Origin of the sequence: Klebsiella sp. 141240 (assembly GCF_050600805.1) — a bacterium.
Classification (GTDB): domain Bacteria; phylum Pseudomonadota; class Gammaproteobacteria; order Enterobacterales; family Enterobacteriaceae; genus Klebsiella; species Klebsiella aerogenes.
In genome coordinates this window covers 550,633-570,424 of the sequence record NZ_JAQIRK010000003.1, presented here as the reverse complement: position 1 = coordinate 570,424, position 19,792 = coordinate 550,633, and the positions used below count along the sequence as shown (strand labels likewise).

Genomic DNA, 19,792 nt, shown 5'->3' with positions numbered 1-19,792 from the left:
ACAAAACCATCTTCGCGCTTGTGCATTGCCCCGCTCGGGCAGACCTTGGTGCACGCCGGGTCTTCGCAGTGGTTACAGGCGATAGAGAGGTAGTAGGCAAAAACGTTCTGATTCCAGACGCCGTTGTCCTCCTGCCAGTCGCCGCCGGCATACTCGTAGATACGACGGAAGCTGACGTCCGGCGTCAGGTTCTTGTAGTCTTTACAGGCCAGCTCGCAGGTTTTGCAGCCGGTGCAACGGGCGGAATCGATAAAAAATCCGTATTGAGCGCTCATGGTTTACTCCTTAAACCTTCTCGATTTCGACCAGGTTGGTATGCTGCGGGTTTCCCTTCGCCAGCGGTGAAGGCCGCTGGGTGGTGAGGGTGTTCATGCAGGCGCCATGGTCGACGCGATCGCCGGCCATATTGGCATCGTGCCACGCTCCCTGGCCCATCGCCGTTACCCCTGGCATAATGCGCGGCGTGACCTTTGCCGGAATACGCAGCTCGCCGCGCTGATTAAAGACGCGCACCATGTCGCCGTTTTTAATCCCGCGTTTTTCAGCATCGATGGGGTTAAGCCACACTTCCTGACGGCAGGCCGCTTGTAAGACATCGACGTTGCCGTAGCTGGAGTGGGTACGCGCCTTATAATGGAAGCCAAACATTTGCAGCGGGAACTGGTTGCGCAACGGATCGTCCCAACCTTCAAAGGTGGAGGCATAGACCGGCAGCGGGCTGATGACTTCGCCTTTTTCCAGTTGCCAGCGGGCGGCAATCTCGGCGAGGCGGCTGGAGTAAATCTCAATTTTGCCGGAAGGCGTTTTTAGCGGATGCGCTTCAGGGTCGCGACGGAAATCGCGATAGGCGACGAAATGGCCGTTCGGATCTTTACGCTTGTAGATGCCCATTTTTTTAAGCTCGTCATAGCCCGGCAGCGCTGGGTCTTTGGCGACCATTTTGGCGTACAGATACTGTAACCACTGCTCCTGAGTCCGTCCTTCGGTGAAGCGCTGATGCACATCGTCGCCAAGGCGTTTTGCCACTTCACTTAAGATCCAGTAGATAGGCTTGCGTTCGAACTTCGCCTTAGTGGCGGGCTGGATGAAAATCAGATAGCCCATATTGCCGGCATAGTCGTTAGGAATAATATCTTCCTGTTCTACGGTCATCAGGTCCGGCAGCAGAATATCGGCATATTTTGCCGACGAGGTCATAAAGTTTTCGATAACCACGATCGTCGAGCATTTGCTCTCGTCCTGCAGGATATCGTGGGTTTTATTGATGTCGGAATGCTGATTAATGATGGTGTTGCCAGCATAGTTCCACAGAAATTTGATAGGGACCGTCAGCTTCTCTTTGCCGCGCACGCCGTCGCGGGTGGCGGTCATCTCCGGCCCACGGGCGATAGCGTCGGTCCAGCTAAAGCAGGAGATGGCGGTTTTTACCGGATTCTCCAGTACCGGCAGGCGCTCAATGGTGATGGTATAGGTCGATTCGCGGGCGCCGCTGTTGCCGCCGTTAATGCCGACGTTGCCGGTTAAAATCGGCAGCATGGCGATAGCCCGCGCGGAGAGCTCGCCGTTCGCCTGGCGCTGTGGGCCCCAGCCCTGGCAGATATAGGCGGGTTTGGTCATACCAATTTCGCGCGCCAGCTTAATGATGCGATCGGCGGGAATACCGGTAATGCGCGAGGCCCACTGCGGCGTCTTGGCGGTAGCGTCGTCCCCCTGGCCAAGAATATAGGCCTTATAGTGGCCGTTGGCCGGCGCGCCGTCCGGCAAGGTTTTCTCATCGTAGCCGACGCAGTATTTATCGAGGAACGGCTGGTCTACCAGATTTTCATTAATTAATACCCAGGCGATACCGGCAACCAGCGCGGCATCGGTACCGGGACGAATCGGGATCCACTCATCTTCACGCCCTGCCGCGGTATCGGTATAGCGTGGGTCGATGACGATCATACGGGCGTTGGAGCGCTCACGGGCCTGCTCCAGGTACCATGTAATGCCGCCGCCGCTCATGCGGGTTTCCGCCGGGTTATTGCCGAACATCACCACCAGTTTACTGTTTTCAATATCCGAGGTGCTGTTGCCGTCGTTACTGCCGTAGGTATAGGGCATGGCGCAGGCGATCTGCGCCGTACTGTAGGTGCCGTACTGGTTGAGCGATCCGCCGTAGCAGTTCATCAGCCGCATCACCGGCGAGGCGGAAGGGGAAGAGCGGGTCATATTGCCGCCGACAATTCCGGAAGAGTAGTTAATATAGACCGCTTCGTTGCCGTACTCTTTCACCACGCGTTTCAGACTTTCTGCGATGGTATCCAGCGCTTCGGTCCAGCTAATGCGCTCGAACTTTCCTTCGCCGCGTTTGCCGACGCGTTTCATTGGGTAGTTTAGACGATCGGGGTGGTTGATACGCCGGCGAATAGAACGCCCGCGCAGGCAGGCGCGAACCTGATGATCGCCGTAGATATCGTGGCCGGTATTATCGGTTTCCACCCACACCACTTCGTCGTCGCGGACGTGCAGGCGCAGCGCGCAGCGGCTGCCGCAGTTAACCGAGCAGGCTCCCCAGACGGTTTTTTCTTCTGCCCCGGTGGCTTGCTGCACGGCGGCGGCCGCGGCGCGTAGACTGAAAGGCAGGGACAGGCCGCCGGCGGCCAGGGCCAGTGAACCGATTGCTGAGGATTTTATGAGGGTGCGACGGCTGACGCCGCCGGGATGTTCAGGGTTGGACATTGTGCTCACTCCATGATTTTTATTATGCAAAATGCCGCTGGCAACCGCGGGGCTCTGGCGCATGGGTGAGGAATAATACTTAAATAGGGGTAGGCGAATCTTATCTCCGGTCAACCAGAGATAAGATCCTTCACTCGAAAGCGGCGGTTATTGCCCGTCTGAATCGGTCGCCGCCGCGTCGCCGCTGCGGGTATAGATTATCTTGAAGGTGTCGTTAGCGCAGTGGCCCACCACCTGAGCGCCGGGTTGGTCAGGCTGATCGTTCGGCACTATGGCCAGGCTAAAACCGTCGGCCGGTACGCCGTTGTTGATAATCTTCTGCTGGATCTCGCCTTTTACCCGCTCGCAGGAGTCCGGCGCTGCCAGAGCGGATGCCGAACCCAGCAGCAGGGCCGCGCACAACCATGGGGATAGTTTCATCATAAGCTCCTTATTGATGTCATCCAGTTTTAAGCATAGCAGAATTGGTGTAAACAATTGTATTTGCTAAAATGATTGGAATGTTCCCAAAAAGGTAGCGGCTGTGAATAAACTGTTTTTGCTGATCCCGGCGGCGTTGCTGCTCAGCGCCTGTGACAAGCCGTCAACGCCGGCGGCGTTTACCCCGGAGATGGCCAGTTTTTCCAATGAGTTTGAGTTTGACCCGCTGCGCGGCCCGGTTAAAACCTTTACCCAAATTCTGTTTGATGACCAGGGGGAAATGGTGAAGCGGGTGCGTGCGCAGGTGTCGGCAGAAGGCTGTTTCGATCTGCTGGATTTTACCGACCTCGAAAACAAAACCGGCGCCACGCTAGTACTGGACGCGAATTACTATCTCGATGCGCAAACGCAGGAGAAACGCCTGCGGCTGCAGGGGAAATGCCAGCTCGCCGAGATGCCGGCGGCGGGCGTCAGCTGGGAGACTGATGACAACGGGTTTGTGGTGAAGGCTCTTGGGAAAGAAAGCACTTCCAGCTATCGCTACGACAGCGAAGGCTATCCGCTGGGCAAAACCACCACCGCGAAAGATGAGCGCTTCAGTGTCGTATCGACGCCGTCCACCGATCCGCGTAAAAAGCTCGATTACAGCGCGGTGAGTGTATTTAACGATCGCGCGTTAGGTAAGGTGAATCAAACCTGTGACTATGACGATCACGACAACCCGATCCGCTGCGAGATGCAGGTTGTCGATGAAAGCGTCCAGCCAGCGGTGACGCGACACTACAGCATCAAAAACACTATCGACTATTACTGAGCCGTGGGCTTGAGTAGCGTCTGGCCTTGAGGACGATGTTTCTCAAGGTACTGATGCTGGAACAGGCACATGCGAATGGTATTGCGGTATTCGCCGTTGATAAAGAACTCGTGAATCAGCTCGCCTTCGACCATAAAACCGAGTTTGCGGTAGATGTGGATCGCTTTTTCGTTTTCTTTATCGACAATCAGATACAGCTTATACAGATTCAGAACGGTAAAGCCGTAGTCCATTGCCAGCTTAGCGGCGCGCGTCGCCAGCCCTTTTCCCTGATATTCCGGGGAGATAATAATCTGGAACTCGGCGCGACGGTGAACGTGGTTTATCTCCACCAGTTCAACCAGCCCGGCTTTTTCGCCATCACATTCGATGACGAAACGGCGTTCACTTTGATCGTGAATATGTTTGTCGTAAAGGTCAGAGAGTTCGACGAAGGCCTCGTAAGGTTCTTCAAACCAATAACGCATTACGCTGGCGTTATTATCAAGCTGGTGGACGAAGCGCAGGTCTTCGCGCTCAAGCGGGCGGAGTTTGACGTGAGGGGCGTCAGACATGGGAAATCCTGTGTGCATTAATAGAGGATGGCGCCCACGGGCGCCGGGGAATTATGGCGTAATAACGCGACCGGTACGGCGGTCAAGACAGCGCAGGGTGTTAGGTTCCCAGTAGGCGTTGACGTTGGCGCTCTTCTGGCAGTTATCCTGCGCATCGAAGGCGACGTCGGTTTTGTCCCACTCTTTCTCCGCGCGTTTATTCACCTTCTGCCGTAGCGAGCGGGTATCGTTCCACTGCTCTTTTTCCATTGCGGCTTGCTGACGGCTCTGCGCGCTGTCGCCGGACTCGATCACCAGTTTGTCGGTTTGCGCGAAGGACGAAGCGGTATAGACCATTGCGCTTGCCGCCAGCAGGGCGGTCAGGCACCAGCGTTTATTGCGTGTCATTTTCATCACGATTTCCTTTGAGTGATAAAAAGGGTTATCCAGTTGGACAAGTTTACTACAACTCGCCACCCGCGCCTACCGGACAAAATGGCATGGGTTCAGGCACATTATCGCGTACACTGGTGCAACAAATTGTCTCATTTACCAAACTTTAATGCTGAAAACCACGTTACTTTTCTTTGCTACCGCGCTGTGCGAAATCATCGGTTGTTATCTGCCGTGGCTATGGCTGAAGCGGGAAGGTTCGCCGCTGCTGCTGATCCCGACCGCGATGGCGTTGGCGATGTTCGTCTGGCTGCTGACCCTGCACCCGGAGGCCAGCGGCAGAGTGTATGCCGCCTATGGCGGCGTCTACGTCTGTACTGCGCTGTTGTGGCTGCGTTTCGTCGACGGCGTGAAGCTGAGCCACTATGATTGGGCGGGCGCGGCGATTGCGCTGTGCGGCATGCTGATCATCGTTGCTGGCTGGGGGCGGGCTTAACGTCACGCAGCAGGATAAAAAATCGCCCTTTGTGATCATCCACGCTAATTTTAACCTTGATTCTTGTATGGTAGCCGACTAGTTGCCTTACTTACCCTAACCGCATCGTGCTGTTTATCGTAAGAGGCAATTATGGCTACACAAACCCTTGCCAGCGAAGCTGGCGCCAAACCCGTGCGCATTGGCCGGGTGCAAAAAGTCACCCTGACGCTGCTGTTTATCGCCGGTATCGTCAACTTCCTCGATCGTTCGTCATTAAGCGTCGCCGGAGAAGCCATCCGTGGCGATCTCGGGCTCAGCGCGACCGAATTTGGCGTACTGCTTTCCGCCTTCTCGCTATCATATGGTTTCGCGCAGCTGCCCTCGGGTATTTTGCTCGATCGCTTCGGCCCGCGAATTGTATTGGGGGCGGGGCTTATTTTCTGGTCACTGATGCAGGCGCTGACCGGGGTAGTGAACTCCTTTAGCCACTTTATTTTGCTGCGCATTGGCCTTGGTATTGGCGAAGCGCCGTTTATGCCGGCGGGGGTAAAATCCATTACCGACTGGTACGTACAAAAAGAGCGCGGCACCGCGGTCGGCATTTTTAACTCGTCAACGGTGCTTGGCCAGGCGATCGCGCCGCCGGCGCTGGTGCTGATGCAGATTGCCTGGGGCTGGCGCACCATGTTCGTGGTTATCGGCCTTGCGGGGATCGTAGTGGGCCTGTGCTGGTACGCGTGGTATCGCAACCGCGCGCAGTTCGACCTGCAACAGGAGGAGCGCCAGTATCTGGCGGCGCCGGAAAAAGCGCGCCCAACGCTGGTATTCAGCGAGTGGCTGGCGCTGTTCAAACGGCGCACCACCTGGGGCATGATTTTAGGCTTCTCCGGGGTTAACTATACCGGCTGGCTGTATATTGCGTGGCTGCCGGGTTATCTGCAGGCGCAGCAGGGATTGAGCCTCGCGAAAACCGGCTGGGTGGCGGCGATCCCGTTCCTGGCCGCGGCGGTGGGCATGTGGGTCAACGGGCTAGTGGTCGATGCGCTGGCGCGCCGCGGTTACGATCTGGCGAAAACGCGCAAAACGGCGATTGTGGTTGGCCTGACGCTTTCCGCGCTCGGCACGCTGCTGGTGGTGCAATCGAGTTCGCCGACCCAGGCGGTGGCGTTTATCTCCATGGCGCTATTCTGCGTCCACTTTGCCGGGACCTCGGCCTGGGGGCTGGTACAGGTGATGGTTAGCGAAAATAAAGTCGCGTCGGTGGCGGCGATCCAGAACTTCGGCAGCTTTGTTTTCGCCTCTTTTGCGCCGGTCGTCACCGGTTGGGTGGTGGATACCACGCACTCCTTCAACCTGGCCTTGGTTATCGCCGCCTGCGTGACCTTTACCGGGGCGCTGTGCTATTTCTTCATCGTAAAAGACCGCATCAATTAATCGCTAACGGGGGGCGCCAGTCGCCCCCCGCAACCAAACCCGTTTGTGATCCTTCGCATCTTTTTTAAATATCATACTTGTATGGTAGTAGGTCTGGTGATTTAATTTTGATCACTAACCGTACAGATGCAAGGAATTACCCATGAAGATCGTTGCCGCCGACGTGTTCGTTACCTGCCCAGGGCGTAACTTCGTCACCTTAAAAATCACCACCGATGAAGGGATTGTCGGCCTCGGTGATGCCACGCTCAACGGCCGTGAATTGTCGGTCGCCTCATACCTGAAAGATCACCTTTGCCCGCAGCTGATTGGCCGTGATGCTCACCGCATCGAAGATATCTGGCAGTTCTTCTACAAAGGTGCCTACTGGCGCCGCGGCCCGGTGACCATGTCGGCGATTTCCGCCGTTGATATGGCGCTGTGGGATATCAAAGCCAAAGCCGCCGGAATGCCGCTTTACCAACTGCTGGGCGGCGCCTCGCGCGAAGGAGTGATGGTCTACTGCCACACCACCGGTCATTCCATTGATGAAGTACTGGACGACTACGCCCGCCATCAGGAAATGGGTTTTAAGGCGATTCGCGTGCAGTGCGGTATTCCGGGGATGAAAACCACCTACGGCATGGCCAAGGGTAAAGGTCAGGCGTACGAGCCGGCGACCAAAGGCGTGTGGCCGGAAGAGCAGCTGTGGTCAACGGAAAAATATCTCGATTTCACCCCGCGGCTGTTTGCCGCCGTGCGCGAACGATTTGGTTTCAACGAGCACTTACTGCACGACATGCACCATCGCCTGACGCCGATCGAGGCGGCGCGCTTTGGTAAAAGCGTTGAGGAGTATCGTCTGTTCTGGATGGAAGATCCGACACCGGCAGAGAATCAGGACTGCTTCCGCCTAATTCGCCAGCATACCGTCACGCCGATTGCCGTCGGCGAAGTTTTTAATAGCATCTGGGATTGCAAACAGCTGATTGAAGAGCAGCTCATTGATTATATCCGCACCACCATTACCCACGCCGGCGGGATCAGCGGCATGCGGCGTATCGCCGATTTTGCTTCGTTGTACCAGGTACGTACCGGTTCTCACGGGCCGTCCGATCTCTCTCCGGTATGCATGGCGGCGGCGCTGCATTTCGACCTGTGGGTGCCAAATTTCGGCGTGCAGGAGTACATGGGCTATTCCGAACAGATGCTGGAGGTCTTCCCGCATAGCTGGCGTTTTGACAATGGCTATATGCATCCGGGCGATAAACCGGGGCTGGGCATCGAATTCGACGAGAAGCTGGCGGCGAAATACCCCTATGAACCCGCCTGTCTGCCGGTGGCGCGCCTCGAAGATGGCACGCTGTGGAATTGGTAAGGAGAGAAAAATGAAAAGCATTGTTATCCAACAGCCAAACGCGCTGGCGATTGAAGAACGGCCGCTGCCGCAGCCGGGAAATGGAGAAGTGCGGGTAAAGGTGAAACTGGCGGGAATTTGCGGCTCAGATAGCCACATCTATCGTGGACATAACCCGTTCGCCAAATATCCGCGGGTCATCGGCCACGAGTTTTTCGGCGTGATTGATGCCGTGGGCGAGGGCGTAACGGATAAAATCGTAGGCCAGCGGGTGACGGTTGATCCGGTTATCAGCTGCGGCCACTGTTATCCCTGCTCGGTCGGTAAGCCCAACGTCTGCGCTTCGCTGGTGGTGCTGGGCGTCCATCGCGATGGCGGGTTTAGCGAATACGCGGTGGTACCGGCCAAAAACGCCTGGCCGGTACCGGAGAACGTGAGCGACCATCACGCGGTAATGGTGGAGCCCTTTACTATTGCGGCGAATGTCACCGGCCAGGCTAAACCACGCGAACAGGATATCGCGCTGGTCTACGGCGCCGGGCCGATGGGGCTGACCACCATTCAGGTGCTCAAGCGCGTCTATAACGTGCGGCAGGTGATCGTCGCCGATCGGATCCCCGAGCGGCTGCAGATGGCGCAGCAAAACGGCGCCGACTGGACCATCAATAATCAGGAACAGCCGCTGGCGCAGGCGCTGGAAGCGCAGGGGATCCGGCCGACGCTGATTATCGACGCCGCCTGCCACCCGGCGATTTTCGCAGAGGCCATCGCACTGGCCTCGCCAGCGGGCAGGATCGTACTGATGGGTTTTTCTACCGAACCTTCAATGGTGGCCCAGCAGGGGATCACCGGCAAAGAGCTCACTATTTATTCATCCAGACTTAATGCCAATAAATTCCCGCTGGTTCTCGAATGGTTGGCAAACGGATTAATTAATCCGGATCGGCTAATCACCCATCAGTTTGCTTTCGAGCATGTTGTCGATGCCATGACGTTATTTGAAGAAGACCGCAAGCATTGTTGTAAGGTGTTATTAACCTTCAACGCATAAATATAAATAACCTCGCTGTATCCTACTTTAGAGATTATTATTATGACGACAGCTAAAAATGAGAGAAGTACCACGGATCTTATCCGCGCCGCGGTATCCGGTTGGCTTGGCACGGCACTGGAATTTATGGATTTCCAGCTTTATTCTTTAGGCGCCGCGCTGGTCTTTCATGAGATATTTTTCCCGGAACAGTCGGCGGCCATGGCGCTGATATTAGCGATGGGAACCTATGGCGCAGGATATATTGCGCGGATCGTCGGCGCTTTTATATTCGGTAAAATGGGGGACCGCATCGGGCGTAAAAAAGTTCTGTTTATTACCATCACCATGATGGGAATTTGTACCACGTTAATCGGCGTTTTACCTACCTATGCACAGATTGGCATTTTTGCTCCAGTGTTACTGGTGACCCTGCGTATTATTCAGGGGCTGGGGGCGGGTGCTGAAATTTCCGGCGCCGGCACCATGCTGGCGGAGTATGCGCCAAAGGGCAAACGCGGCATCATCTCTTCTCTGGTGGCGATGGGCACCAACTGCGGGACGCTGAGCGCCACGGCCATCTGGGCGATAATGTTCTTCCTGCTCGATCGCGAACAGCTCATCGCCTGGGGCTGGCGTATTCCGTTCCTCGCAAGCGTCGTGGTAATGATCTTTGCCATCTGGTTGCGTTTGAATCTGAAAGAGAGCCCGGTATTTGAACAGGTCAATGAAGCCGATGAAATTCAGGCTAAAGCCGCCGCCGCGCAAAATACGTTCGGCGCGATGTTAAAAAGCAAATCATTCTGGTTGGCGACCGGGTTACGCTTTGGACAGGCCGGTAATTCCGGTTTGTTGCAAACATTCCTCGCTGGATATCTGGTACAGACTCTATTATTTGATAAGGCTATTCCGACCGATGCCTTAATGATTAGCTCAGTGATTGGTTTTATTACTATCCCGCTGTTAGGCTGGCTGTCGGATAAAGTTGGGCGCCGTCTGCCTTATATTATCGTGAATATTTCGGCCATTATTCTGGCCTGGCCGATGCTGGCTATTATTGTCGATAAAAGTTATAGCGCCAGCACGATTATGCTATCGCTGATTGTCATTCATAACGTGGCGGTGCTGGGCTTGTTCGCGCTGGAAAATATCACTATGGCGGAAATGTTCGGCTCGCGTAATCGCTTCACCAGAATGGCTATCTCAAAAGAGGCCGGCGGTCTGGTGGCGGTGGGATTCGGGCCGGTACTGGCCGGTATCTTCTGTAACGTAACCGGTTCGTGGTGGCCGATTGTCGCGATGCTGATTTGCTATTCAGCTATCGGTCTTATCTCGTCATTACTGATGCCGGAAGTGTGCGACCGTGACCTGAGTCTGGACCATGATGCGGCGGATGCCGGTACGCGCCAGGCGCTAAACGCGAATGGCCAATACGCGAAATCATAATCATATCGTTAACCCTTGATAGCCGGGTTTACTCCCGGCTTCATTCCCGCCATTGCGCGCAGGATCACGAAACGCGACAGCGCTGAATCTTCTTGTATGGTAGTTGATGGAAATCAAAGATGTCATACCAATTGCGTGCGATGGTTTACCTCACCAAAACATTCTGTTTGAGAATGATTTATCAGTCATCATAAAAATGAGAGACACCATGGAAAACACGCTTTTAAACGCCAGGGCAACGCTTCCTTCTTACGATCGCAGCAAGCTGGTTTCTCGCATCGTTCATCTCGGTTTTGGGGCTTTCCACCGCGCCCATCAGGCGGTTTACGCTGATATCCTTGCCGCCGAACACGGCAGCGACTGGGGCTATACCGAAGTGAACCTCATTGGCGGTGAGCAGCAGATTGCCGATTTGCAACAGCAGGACCTGCTCTATACGGTGGCTGAAATGTCCGCCGATGCCTGGACCGCGCGCGTCGTCGGCGTGGTGAAGCAGGCGATGCATGCGCAGGTCGACGGCCTGGAAAGCGTGTTGGCAAAAATGTGCGAACCGCAGGTGGCGATTGTCTCGCTGACCATCACCGAAAAAGGCTACTGCCACTCTCCGGCCACCGGCCAGCTGCAGCTCGATAACCCGCTGATTGCCGCCGATCTGCAAACTCCACACCAGCCGAAATCGGCTCCGGGCGTGGTGGTAGAAGCGCTGGCGCGCCGTCGCGCCGCCGGTCTGCCGCCTTTCAGCGTCATGTCCTGCGATAATATGCCGGAAAACGGCCACGTAATGCGCAACGTAGTTTGTGCGTATGCCCGCGCCGTTGATGACGAACTGGCGCAGTGGATTGAGCAGAACGTGACGTTCCCTTCCACAATGGTCGACCGGATCGTTCCGGCCGTGACCGCAGATACGCTGGATAAAATTGAACAACTCACCGGAGTGCGCGATCCGGCCGGTGTGGCCTGTGAACCGTTCCGCCAGTGGGTTATCGAAGATAACTTCGTCGCCGGTCGTCCGCAGTGGGAGAAAGCCGGCGCGGAGCTGGTCACTGACGTGGTGCCGTTTGAGGAGATGAAGCTGCGAATGCTCAACGGCAGCCATTCGTTCCTCGCTTATCTGGGCTATCTCGCCGGTTATCAGCATATCAATGATTGCATGCAGGATGATAACTACCGCCGTGCCGCGCAGGCGTTAATGTTGCAAGAGCAAGCGCCGACGCTGAGTGTACAGGGCGTGGATCTGGCGCGTTATGCGGGTTTGCTCATTGAGCGTTATAGTAATCCGGCGCTTAAGCATCGCACCTGGCAGATTGCGATGGACGGAAGCCAGAAGCTCCCGCAGCGTATGTTGGACTCCGTTCGCTGGCACCTGGCGCATCACAGTGATTTCAGCCTGCTGGCGCTGGGTATTGCCGGCTGGATGCGCTACGTGAGCGGCGTCGATGATCAGGGGCAGGCGATTGAAATCAGCGATCCGCTGCTGCCGGTCATTCAACAGGCGGTGCAGGGCAGTAAAGAGGGTAGCGAACGCGTGCAGGCGCTGCTGGGTATTAAGGCCATTTTCGGCGATAGCCTGCCGCAGGAAGCGCGTTTTGTCGATGCGGTGACGGCGGCGTATCTCTCTTTACAGATTCACGGCGCGAAGGCGACCGTTGCCGAATGGGCTAAAGCCCAGTAAAAAACCATCATTCCATTAGTAGCCCGGTAACGTATAACGTGCCGGGCTATTTTTGTATTAGCAATACGAATACCTTTTGATATTTCCCGCCTGTACATCACTCTAAAAATCTATAATTAATTATACATTGCTGAAATTTATTTTTATCTCTGAAGTATTTATTTGGGTGATTGATCGTATTCCCATACGTTTAAATATGGCAGAATAAAATCATCCCAACGGTTTCTTCAGGACTAAGGAGCTCAGGCTATGTACAAAAAAATACTGTTGCCGGTCGATGTTTTTGAAATGGATTTAAGCGATAAGGCCGTTCGTCACGCGGATTTTTTAGCATCTGCCGAAGAGGGTGAAATCACGTTGCTGAACGTGCTGCCAAACAGCACCAGTTCCCTGCTGCGCGGCTTCACGGCGGATATTCGTAAATTTGAAGCCTTCATGAAAGAGGAGTCGGAAAAGAAAATGCGCGATCTCTCGCGGTTGTTTTCTACCCCGGCGACGCGGATCCATACCCGCATTGTTTTTGGCAATGTGCGCGATGAAATATTAGCGCTGAGCGAAAAAGAGAATTTTGACGTTATCGTTATTGGTTCTCGCAAACCGGGTATTTCAACCCATCTTCTTGGTTCAAACGCCGAATCCGTTTTACGCTATGCCAAAGTTCCGGTGTTAGTGGTGCGGTAATCTATTTTACGGCAGCTACGCGACGTTGGCTGCCGTTTATCCCATTATTCTTCGCTGAACCACTCGCTATTTTCCTGACGAATCAACAATACCGACTCGCTAATTTCATGTAGATGGATATTCATCGCCTGTTCTACGGCATCAAGATCGCGTTTTTCCAGCGCTTTAAAGATATCGAGATGTTGACGCAGCAGCATATCCGGCGGGGTCACGTGATCGAGACTCATATAGCGCACCCGGTCGATGGTTGCTTTGATATTTTCAATGGTGTCCCACGCCAGCTGGCAGTCGGCGATAAGGGACAATTTCTGGTGAAATTCGTCATCGAGCTGGAAAAAATCATTGAGCTGCTGACGCTCTACCGCCACCCGCTGCTGATTGAGGTTTTGCTCCAGCTGATAGAGCTGTTCATCGTTTATCATCGATCCCGCGCGGCGCACTACCGCGCACTCAATGGCCTGGCGCACGAAACAGCCGTTACGCACCTGGGTCATCGAGATTTTATTCACATAGCTGCCGCGCTGTGGGCGGATCTGAATCAGCCCGTTTTCCGCCAATTTGATAAAGGCTTCGCGTACCGGCTGGCGGGAGACATCAAATCGCACCGACACCTCTTTCTCCGACAGCGGGGTTCCCGGCGGGATCAGGCAATGGACAATATCCCGGCGAAGGATGCGATAGATTTGCTGATTGACGGGCTGGGTCGGATTCAGTTGCGTTTCTGCGGCCATTGATGATTACTTTTTAATGGGTTATGAGCATTATTTTACTCGTTTTTTGCCGTTCCGCCCAGACCTGGCCCGCAGGCCAGGCCGCAGAGGACGTTAGCCCTCACGATGGACGCTGAGACCGGCAAAGCTCTGGCTGACCGGCATCATCTCCAGCGTGTTAATGTTGACGTGTTTCGGCAGATTCGCGACCCACCACACCGCTTCGGTGACATCTTCCGGCGTCAGCGCCTGGGTGTTCTCATAAGTTTTACCGGCTTTCGCATCGTCGCCTTTAAAACGGACGTTGGAGAACTCGGTGCCGCCTACCAGGCCCGGCTCGACATCGGTGACGCGAATCGCGGTACCGTGCAAATCGGTGCGCAGATTTAGACTGAACTGGCGCACGAACGCTTTGGTCGCGCCGTAGACGTTACCGCCAGCGTAGGGCCAACTGCCGGCGGTCGAACCGATATTAATAATATGGCCGCGATTACGCTCAACCATCCCCGGCAGCACCGCGCGGGTCATGTACACCAGGCCTTTATTATTGGTATCGATCATGTCTTCCCAATCTTCAACGCTGGCGCGATGGGCGGGTTCCAGACCTAACGCCAGGCCGGCGTTATTCACCAGAACATCGATAGCCTGCCACTGTGCAGGCAACCCGGCGATCATCTCTTCAATGGCGGCGCGATTACGCACGTCGAGTTGCGCGGTATACAGGTTATCGCCAAGCTCCTCTTTGAGCGTCTTCAGGCGCTCTTCACGACGCCCGGTGGCGATAACTTTGTGGCCATTAGCGATAAAACGACGAGTAATACTTTCGCCAAATCCAGCAGTTGCACCAGTCACCAGAATAATCATCTTACTGTTCCTCAACGCTTTTTGTGTTGTCATAACATAGCACGCGATAACGCCGCGCGGTAAAGGAAAATCGTATCGTCATCTGTTGGTATAACGCGCTGGCTGGATAAATCATTGCGGCCAATCAATGAGTTGCCTAATCTTAGTGGATACCCGCGTTCAGGAGAGAATGATGTCGGACAATAACCCCTTTTTACACGTCAGCCTGCTGCCGTACCAGGCGCCGCATTTTGATTTGATTGAAGATAGTCATTATCGCCCGGCTTTTGATGAGGGTGTACGGCGCCAGCGCGAGGAGATTGCGGCGATAATCAATAACCCGGCGCCGGCGGATTTTGACAATACCCTGGTTGCGTTGGAACAGAGCGGCCAACTATTAGGCCGGGTAACCCGAGTCTTTTTCGCGATGGCCGGGGCGAATACCAATCCGCTGATACAGCAACTGGACGAACAATTCTCAGCCGAGCTCGCCGAGCTTGGCAACGATATCTGGCTCAACGATGCGCTGTACCAGCGAGTCAAACAGGTTTGGCAGCAGCGCGACGCCCTGAGTCTGGATCCGGAGTCGCGTCGTCTGCTCGAGGTGAGCTGGCAGCGTTTTCAGCTGGCGGGAGCCGCGTTGGCGCAAGAGCAGAAAACTGCGCTAAAAGCGTTGAATACCGAGGAAGCGTCACTGCAAAGTCAGTTCCAGCAGCGTCTGCTGGCGGCGGTGAAGTCCGGCGGTCTGGTCGTTGATTATCAACACCAGCTTGACGGACTGGCCGCGGATGAGATTGCCGCCGCCGCCGATGCCGCGCGCGACAAAGGCCTGCACGACCGTTGGCTGCTGGCGCTGACCAATACCACCCAGCAACCGGCGCTACAGGCCCTTGCCGATCGCCAGACCCGGCGCAATTTGTTCGCCGCAGGCTGGACGCGTAACCAGAAGGGCGATGCCAACGACACCCGTGAACTGGTTTTGCGGCTGGCGGAAATCCGCGCGCGTAAGGCTGAATTGCTGGGCGTCGCCGATTACGCGAGCTGGTCGATGGCCGACCAGATGGCGAAAACGCCGTCTGAGGCTTTGGCTTTTATGCGCCGCATCGCGCCTGCGGCCCGCCGCCGCGCCGAACAGGAGCTTGCCGACATCCAGCGAGTTATTGATGAAGAGGGCGGCGATTTTCAGGCTGCGGCCTGGGACTGGTTATATTACGGCGAGCAGGTGCGGCGCGCTAAATTCGCCATCGATGAAGCGCAGCTAAAACCCTATTTCGCTCTGGACCGGGTGCTGGAAGATGGCGTTTTCTGGACCGCCTCCCAGCTGTTTGGCATCCGTTTTGTCGAACGTTTTGATATTCCGCTTTACCATCCCGATGTGCGGGTATGGGAAATCTTTGATGCCAACGGCGAAGGCATGGCGCTGTTTTACGGCGATTATTTCTCGCGTGACAGCAAAAGCGGCGGGGCCTGGATGGACGTGTTCGTCGAGCAATCGACGCTGCGTGCCCAGCGTCCGGTCATTTACAACGTTTGCAACTACCAGAAACCAAAAGCCGGCGGCTGCGCGCTGCTATCGTGGGATGACGTCATCACGCTGTTCCACGAATTTGGCCATGCGCTGCACGGCCTGTTCGCTAACCAGCGCTATGCGAGCCTTTCTGGCACCAATACGCCGCGCGATTTCGTCGAGTTTCCGTCGCAGATTTATGAACATTGGGCCCGCGAGCCGCTGGTCTTCGCCCATTATGCGAAGCACTACCTGACCGGCGACGCTATGCCGGACGATCTGCGCGACAGCATGTTCCGCGCCTCAACGTTCAATAAGGGTTATGACATGAGCGAACTGCTGGCGGCGGCGCTGCTGGACATGCGCTGGCACAGCGTCACCACGCAGGCGCTGCCGCAGGATGTCGATGCTTTTGAACAGCAATCGCTGCGCGAGGAGCAGATGGATCTGGCGGCGGTTCCACCGCGCTATCGCAGCAGCTATTTCTCGCATATTTTCGGCGGCGGTTATGCGGCGGGCTACTATGCCTATCTGTGGACGCAAATGCTTGCCGACGACGGTTATCAGTGGTTTGTCGAGCAGGGGGGATTAACCCGGGAAAACGGTCAACGTTTCCGCGAGGCGATCTTATCGCGCGGTAACAGCAGCGATCTCGACGCGCTGTATCGCGACTGGCGCGGGCACGATCCGCTGAACGAGCCGATGTTGAAAAATCGCGGTTTGTAGATACTGTGCTACCCGCCGCCGCCAGGTTTTTTCCCGGCGGCGGCGCTTTGCGCCTTGTAGGAGTTACCAAATCGCACGGCATGCCACTGTCACCAATGTACATTTTGCGACCATTCTCAATGCCAGGCGCAACAAATAAGAGTTGTTAAGATTCACAATTCCACTTTTTTCCTTCATCATTTGTCGGCCTTTACTACTAATAATGCGTGCTTACAAAGTGCAATTTGTTTTTTTTTATATTCCAGGCCGCTATGAACTATAAAAAAGTACTTACGACGATGTTTTTTCCTGCGACGCTTGGGCGTGGCCTGGGACTTGTTCAATGACATTTTTGACCCCACTCGGGAGGAACACAGTGCACCCGTTAATTAAGGTCATGCTGGTAGGTGGCAAAGCAGATGGTCTGCTGGTCAGCGTCGCCGACACCGCGACGGAAGTTTCCGTCACCCCTGCGCAGTACGGCGCGCCATCCGGGCTGCCGCTGAACTACCGGGTGGTGTCGCAGGTTATTGATAATGAACGCCTGTTTTTCGGCGTGTTTAGTGATACACACCTGGATGCCGATAAGCTCGCCAGAGTCGCCTTAACGCGTGGCATGAAAAAATCGCTCAGTTGAGCGTCGGCGCGCCTGAGGAATGGCATGATTAACCGTATTCGTATTAACAACTTCCGTTCAGTCAGAGAGATTGAACTGGAACTGGGGCCGCTGAACATTGTGTTCGGCCCTAACGGTTGCGGAAAATCGAATATCTACAAAGCGATCCATCTGTTAACCGCCTCGGCTGACGGCCAGTTTTCCAGCTATGTCAGCGAGGAGGGCGGACTGGAGAATATCATGTGGTCGGGAAAGCAGGCGCCAACCGATCGCCATCCGCGGCGTCTGCAAATCGCCTGCCTGACCGATGAATTTGAATATGAATTGCAGGTCGGGTTTCCGGAAAAACTGCCGTACCCGACGCAATTCATGCTCGATCCGATCGTTAAAGAAGAGAATATCTGGCTGTCGGGCTTTAACCGCCGGCCGTCGTCGCGTGTACTGCAGCGGAAAAACCAGGCGGCGTTCCTGGTCGACGTCAACGGTGAAAAAAGTACCTTCACCGATACTATTTACGAAAACGAGTCTATTTTCGGCCAGCTAGGCGAGCCGCATCGTTTCCCGGAAGTGTCGCGCGTGCGGGAGACCATGCGCCGCTGGCGTTTTTACCATGAGTTTGCCATCGGCAGGCTTTCACCGCTCCGCCAGCCGACGGTCGGCTATCGTTCGCCGGTGCTCGATAGCGATGGCGGCAATCTGGCGGCGGCCTTTCAGACTATCGTCGAAATCGGCGCTGAGGAGTTGCTGCATGAAATCCTCGGCGAAGCGTTTCCCGACTGTACCTTTTTCTGCGAGAACGAAAACTCGCGTTTCGTGATGAAGATGCGCCGGGAGGGGATTTATCGGCCTCTGCTGGCGGCGGAGATGTCTGACGGCACCCTGCGTTTTTTGTGCCTGGCGGTAGCTTTGCTCAGCCCACGGCCGCCGGCGTTTCTCGCCATTAATGAGCCGGAAAACAGCCTGCATCGCCAGATGTTCCCGGCGCTGGCGCGACTGATTGTCGAGGCATCACGCTATAGCCAGATCTGGCTCACCAGCCATTCGGCTGAGCTGGCGCAATTGATCTCGGCGCGAGCGGAGTGCCGCCTCTACGAACTGGAAAACAACGGTGGGCAAACGCAAATTAAAGCGGCGTTGCCGTCATCCCTGACGGAACGTTAATCTCTCAGGCCGCGTTGTTATACTCTGCCGCGGGTAGCAGCGTCTTACCGCCCTTTAAGGTAAACAGCGATATCAGGGTAAAGCTCAGGGTGATTGAGCCGAGGATAAGGTAGGCCTGGTGAAAACCCACGGTGTCGTACATCCTCCCGACCCAGGCCGAAAGCACTACGCCGGAAAGCTGTTTCGACAGGTTAAAGCCGATTAAAAATAGGGTGGCGGAAAGCTTAGGGTTAAATGCGGAAGATATATATTTGAAGGTCCCGACCAGCAGGAACGGTAATTCAAACATGTGCAGCATTTTTAAAATGACCACTTCCACCGCCGAAGTCGCAAATGAAGATCCGAGAATGCGCATCGACATAATTATGCCGGCCGTCAGCAGGGCGTTTTTCGCACCGATACGGTTAATAATTGCCGGGGCGCAGAACATAATCATTGCGTTGAGTAATTCACCGCCGGTAGTGACAAAGCCGAAGACCTCGGTCCCGCGCTGCGGCGTGGCGAAAAAGCCTTTAAAAAAGTTTGCGAACTGCTGGTCGAAAACGTCATACACGCTGGCGACGCCCACCACATAAATAATAAATCCCCAGAAGCGCGGCATTCGCAGCAGTTCGGCCGCCGTACGTAGAGAAAAGGCCTGGCGGTTGGCGCCGATGGCGTCAATAACCTGCGCGCTGCTGCTGGCTTCCGGACGCGATAGCCATAACAACACGCCAAGCACCAGCGCAAAACCGGAGGCTATCCAGAAGGTAATATTCGGGTCGATGCCGAATAAGATACCGGTAATTGACGCGCAAAGCGCCCAGCCGACGCAGCCCGAGACGCGCACTTTGCCATATTCAAAACGGTTGGCGCGGCTGACGCGTTCAATATAGGCCTCGACAGCGCCAGAACCGCTGGAAAATACCACGCCTAAATAAACGCCCCCCACCAGAGCGCCGGCGATAATGTTTATTTGCAGCAGCGGCGAGAAGACAAAAATAAAGAAGGGGGCGAATAAAATAAGCAGTACGGTAATGGTCCACAGCAGATGTTTACGCAGCCCGAGCTTATCGGAAATCAGGCCAAACACCGGTTGGAAAATTATCGCGAACAGCGAAATGGAGGAGAAAACAATCCCTGTTTCGGTTTTCGTTAAATGGTTTACTTCCGCCAGCCACACCGGAAAAAAGGGAAAGTAAGCCGACATAATGAAATAGTAAAAGAAAAAGAACAGCATGAAATAGATAAAATTGTGCCGTTCGCGGGGCGTGAGTTCAGAGAGTTTCATATCTTATTATACCTGTGCGGTG

At 55.1% G+C, this 19,792-nt stretch carries 18 protein-coding genes and 1 pseudogene; 11 read left to right on the top strand and 8 right to left on the bottom strand.

Translation table 11 applies throughout. The features are described 5' to 3' along the window. The 3 genes from PGQ95_RS08570 to PGQ95_RS08560 all read right to left on the bottom strand — a co-directional run. Positions 1-275: 4Fe-4S dicluster domain-containing protein (locus PGQ95_RS08570; RefSeq protein ID WP_430917728.1), on the bottom strand; the 275-nt coding region annotated here is incomplete at its 3' end. Between the two features lie 10 nt (positions 276-285). Then, entirely contained in the window at positions 286-2,721 is a 2,436-nt protein-coding gene (ynfE, locus tag PGQ95_RS08565; RefSeq protein WP_430917726.1) for a selenate/tellurate reductase subunit YnfE, read from the bottom strand. Between the two features lie 147 nt (positions 2,722-2,868). Next, the gene (locus PGQ95_RS08560) at positions 2,869-3,141 is read right to left on the bottom strand and encodes a DUF1161 domain-containing protein (RefSeq protein WP_087860674.1); all 273 of its coding nucleotides are present in this window, start codon (positions 3,139-3,141) and stop codon (positions 2,869-2,871) included. 103 nt (positions 3,142-3,244) lie between these two features. On the opposite strand from PGQ95_RS08560, the gene PGQ95_RS08555 reads away from it, so the two are divergent. Beyond that, positions 3,245-3,955 (top strand): YnfC family lipoprotein, encoded by a 711-nt coding sequence (locus tag PGQ95_RS08555; RefSeq protein ID WP_087860675.1) that lies wholly within the window; start codon positions 3,245-3,247, stop codon positions 3,953-3,955. On the opposite strand, the gene speG is transcribed toward PGQ95_RS08555, so the two are convergent. Next, positions 3,949-4,509, bottom strand: a complete 561-nt coding sequence (gene speG / locus PGQ95_RS08550; protein WP_015366764.1) for a spermidine N1-acetyltransferase — start codon at positions 4,507-4,509, stop codon at positions 3,949-3,951. The genes PGQ95_RS08555 and speG overlap by 7 nt on opposite strands. 51 nt (positions 4,510-4,560) lie before the next feature. Further along, positions 4,561-4,902 carry a DUF1283 family protein gene (locus tag PGQ95_RS08545; protein WP_015366763.1) on the bottom strand — a complete coding sequence of 114 codons (342 nt, stop codon included), beginning with the start codon at positions 4,900-4,902 and terminating at the stop codon, positions 4,561-4,563. Positions 4,903-5,015: 113 nt separating this feature from the next. Here PGQ95_RS08545 and PGQ95_RS08540 point away from each other — a divergent pair. The 7 genes and pseudogenes from PGQ95_RS08540 to PGQ95_RS08510 all read left to right on the top strand — a co-directional run bounded on the left by PGQ95_RS08540 (position 5,016) and on the right by PGQ95_RS08510 (position 12,958). Further along, positions 5,016-5,377 (top strand): annotated as a pseudogene (locus tag PGQ95_RS08540) (YnfA family protein). Positions 5,378-5,509: 132 nt separating this feature from the next. Continuing rightward, on the top strand, positions 5,510-6,793 hold the full coding sequence (locus tag PGQ95_RS08535; protein ID WP_047048077.1) for an MFS transporter: 1,284 nt from the start codon (positions 5,510-5,512) through the stop codon (positions 6,791-6,793). A 142-nt stretch (positions 6,794-6,935) separates the two neighbouring features. Next, complete coding sequence (gene manD, locus PGQ95_RS08530) at positions 6,936-8,150, top strand: D-mannonate dehydratase ManD (protein ID WP_087860676.1); 1,215 nt, start codon at positions 6,936-6,938, stop codon at positions 8,148-8,150. Positions 8,151-8,160: 10 nt separating this feature from the next. Next, positions 8,161-9,180, top strand: a complete 1,020-nt coding sequence (locus PGQ95_RS08525) for a Zn-dependent oxidoreductase (RefSeq protein WP_430915203.1) — start codon at positions 8,161-8,163, stop codon at positions 9,178-9,180. Between the two features lie 42 nt (positions 9,181-9,222). Beyond that, the gene (locus PGQ95_RS08520; RefSeq protein WP_430917724.1) at positions 9,223-10,605 is read left to right on the top strand and encodes an MFS transporter; all 1,383 of its coding nucleotides are present in this window, start codon (positions 9,223-9,225) and stop codon (positions 10,603-10,605) included. 208 nt (positions 10,606-10,813) lie between these two features. After that, positions 10,814-12,277 (top strand): mannitol dehydrogenase family protein, encoded by a 1,464-nt coding sequence (locus tag PGQ95_RS08515; RefSeq protein ID WP_430917722.1) that lies wholly within the window; start codon positions 10,814-10,816, stop codon positions 12,275-12,277. Between the two features lie 249 nt (positions 12,278-12,526). Further along, on the top strand, positions 12,527-12,958 hold the full coding sequence (locus PGQ95_RS08510; RefSeq protein WP_430917720.1) for a universal stress protein: 432 nt from the start codon (positions 12,527-12,529) through the stop codon (positions 12,956-12,958). A 44-nt stretch (positions 12,959-13,002) separates the two neighbouring features. Here PGQ95_RS08510 and PGQ95_RS08505 read toward each other — a convergent pair whose 3' ends face one another. Together PGQ95_RS08505 and ydfG are read right to left on the bottom strand one after the other, a co-directional pair. Beyond that, on the bottom strand, positions 13,003-13,689 hold the full coding sequence (locus PGQ95_RS08505; protein ID WP_087860681.1) for a GntR family transcriptional regulator: 687 nt from the start codon (positions 13,687-13,689) through the stop codon (positions 13,003-13,005). Between the two features lie 93 nt (positions 13,690-13,782). After that, complete coding sequence (ydfG, locus tag PGQ95_RS08500) at positions 13,783-14,532, bottom strand: bifunctional NADP-dependent 3-hydroxy acid dehydrogenase/3-hydroxypropionate dehydrogenase YdfG (protein WP_113373456.1); 750 nt, start codon at positions 14,530-14,532, stop codon at positions 13,783-13,785. A gap of 172 nt (positions 14,533-14,704) precedes the next feature. Here ydfG and dcp point away from each other — a divergent pair, with 172 nt between their 5' ends. The 3 genes from dcp (at position 14,705) to PGQ95_RS08485 (ending at position 18,500) form a co-directional block, all read left to right on the top strand. Continuing rightward, positions 14,705-16,744: a peptidyl-dipeptidase Dcp gene (gene dcp / locus PGQ95_RS08495; protein ID WP_430917749.1), complete on the top strand. Its 2,040-nt coding sequence runs from the start codon at positions 14,705-14,707 to the stop codon at positions 16,742-16,744. Positions 16,745-17,099: 355 nt separating this feature from the next. Then, entirely contained in the window at positions 17,100-17,360 is a 261-nt protein-coding gene (locus PGQ95_RS08490) for a hypothetical protein (RefSeq protein WP_015705301.1), read from the top strand. A 24-nt stretch (positions 17,361-17,384) separates the two neighbouring features. Then, entirely contained in the window at positions 17,385-18,500 is a 1,116-nt protein-coding gene (locus PGQ95_RS08485) for an AAA family ATPase (protein ID WP_087860684.1), read from the top strand. 4 nt (positions 18,501-18,504) lie between these two features. On the opposite strand, the gene PGQ95_RS08480 is transcribed toward PGQ95_RS08485, so the two are convergent. Continuing rightward, positions 18,505-19,770: an MFS transporter gene (locus PGQ95_RS08480; RefSeq protein ID WP_087860685.1), complete on the bottom strand. Its 1,266-nt coding sequence runs from the start codon at positions 19,768-19,770 to the stop codon at positions 18,505-18,507. Positions 19,771-19,792 lie beyond the last annotated feature (22 nt).

Excerpts from the sequence above, each read along its gene's own strand:
- dcp (WP_430917749.1), top strand. The coding sequence starts at position 14,705 with ATGTCGGACAATAACCCCTTTTTACACGTCAGCCTGCTGCCGTACCAG.
- PGQ95_RS08525 (WP_430915203.1), top strand. The coding sequence starts at position 8,161 with ATGAAAAGCATTGTTATCCAACAGCCAAACGCGCTGGCGATTGAAGAA.
- PGQ95_RS08535 (WP_047048077.1), top strand. The coding sequence starts at position 5,510 with ATGGCTACACAAACCCTTGCCAGCGAAGCTGGCGCCAAACCCGTGCGC.
- PGQ95_RS08505 (WP_087860681.1), bottom strand. The coding sequence starts at position 13,689 with ATGGCCGCAGAAACGCAACTGAATCCGACCCAGCCCGTCAATCAGCAA.
- speG (WP_015366764.1), bottom strand. The coding sequence starts at position 4,509 with ATGTCTGACGCCCCTCACGTCAAACTCCGCCCGCTTGAGCGCGAAGAC.
- manD (WP_087860676.1), top strand. The coding sequence starts at position 6,936 with ATGAAGATCGTTGCCGCCGACGTGTTCGTTACCTGCCCAGGGCGTAAC.
- PGQ95_RS08510 (WP_430917720.1), top strand. The coding sequence starts at position 12,527 with ATGTACAAAAAAATACTGTTGCCGGTCGATGTTTTTGAAATGGATTTA.
- PGQ95_RS08485 (WP_087860684.1), top strand. The coding sequence starts at position 17,385 with ATGATTAACCGTATTCGTATTAACAACTTCCGTTCAGTCAGAGAGATT.
- ynfE (WP_430917726.1), bottom strand. The coding sequence starts at position 2,721 with ATGTCCAACCCTGAACATCCCGGCGGCGTCAGCCGTCGCACCCTCATA.
- PGQ95_RS08520 (WP_430917724.1), top strand. The coding sequence starts at position 9,223 with ATGACGACAGCTAAAAATGAGAGAAGTACCACGGATCTTATCCGCGCC.
- PGQ95_RS08560 (WP_087860674.1), bottom strand. The coding sequence starts at position 3,141 with ATGAAACTATCCCCATGGTTGTGCGCGGCCCTGCTGCTGGGTTCGGCA.
- ydfG (WP_113373456.1), bottom strand. The coding sequence starts at position 14,532 with ATGATTATTCTGGTGACTGGTGCAACTGCTGGATTTGGCGAAAGTATT.
- PGQ95_RS08480 (WP_087860685.1), bottom strand. The coding sequence starts at position 19,770 with ATGAAACTCTCTGAACTCACGCCCCGCGAACGGCACAATTTTATCTAT.
- PGQ95_RS08515 (WP_430917722.1), top strand. The coding sequence starts at position 10,814 with ATGGAAAACACGCTTTTAAACGCCAGGGCAACGCTTCCTTCTTACGAT.
- PGQ95_RS08545 (WP_015366763.1), bottom strand. The coding sequence starts at position 4,902 with ATGAAAATGACACGCAATAAACGCTGGTGCCTGACCGCCCTGCTGGCG.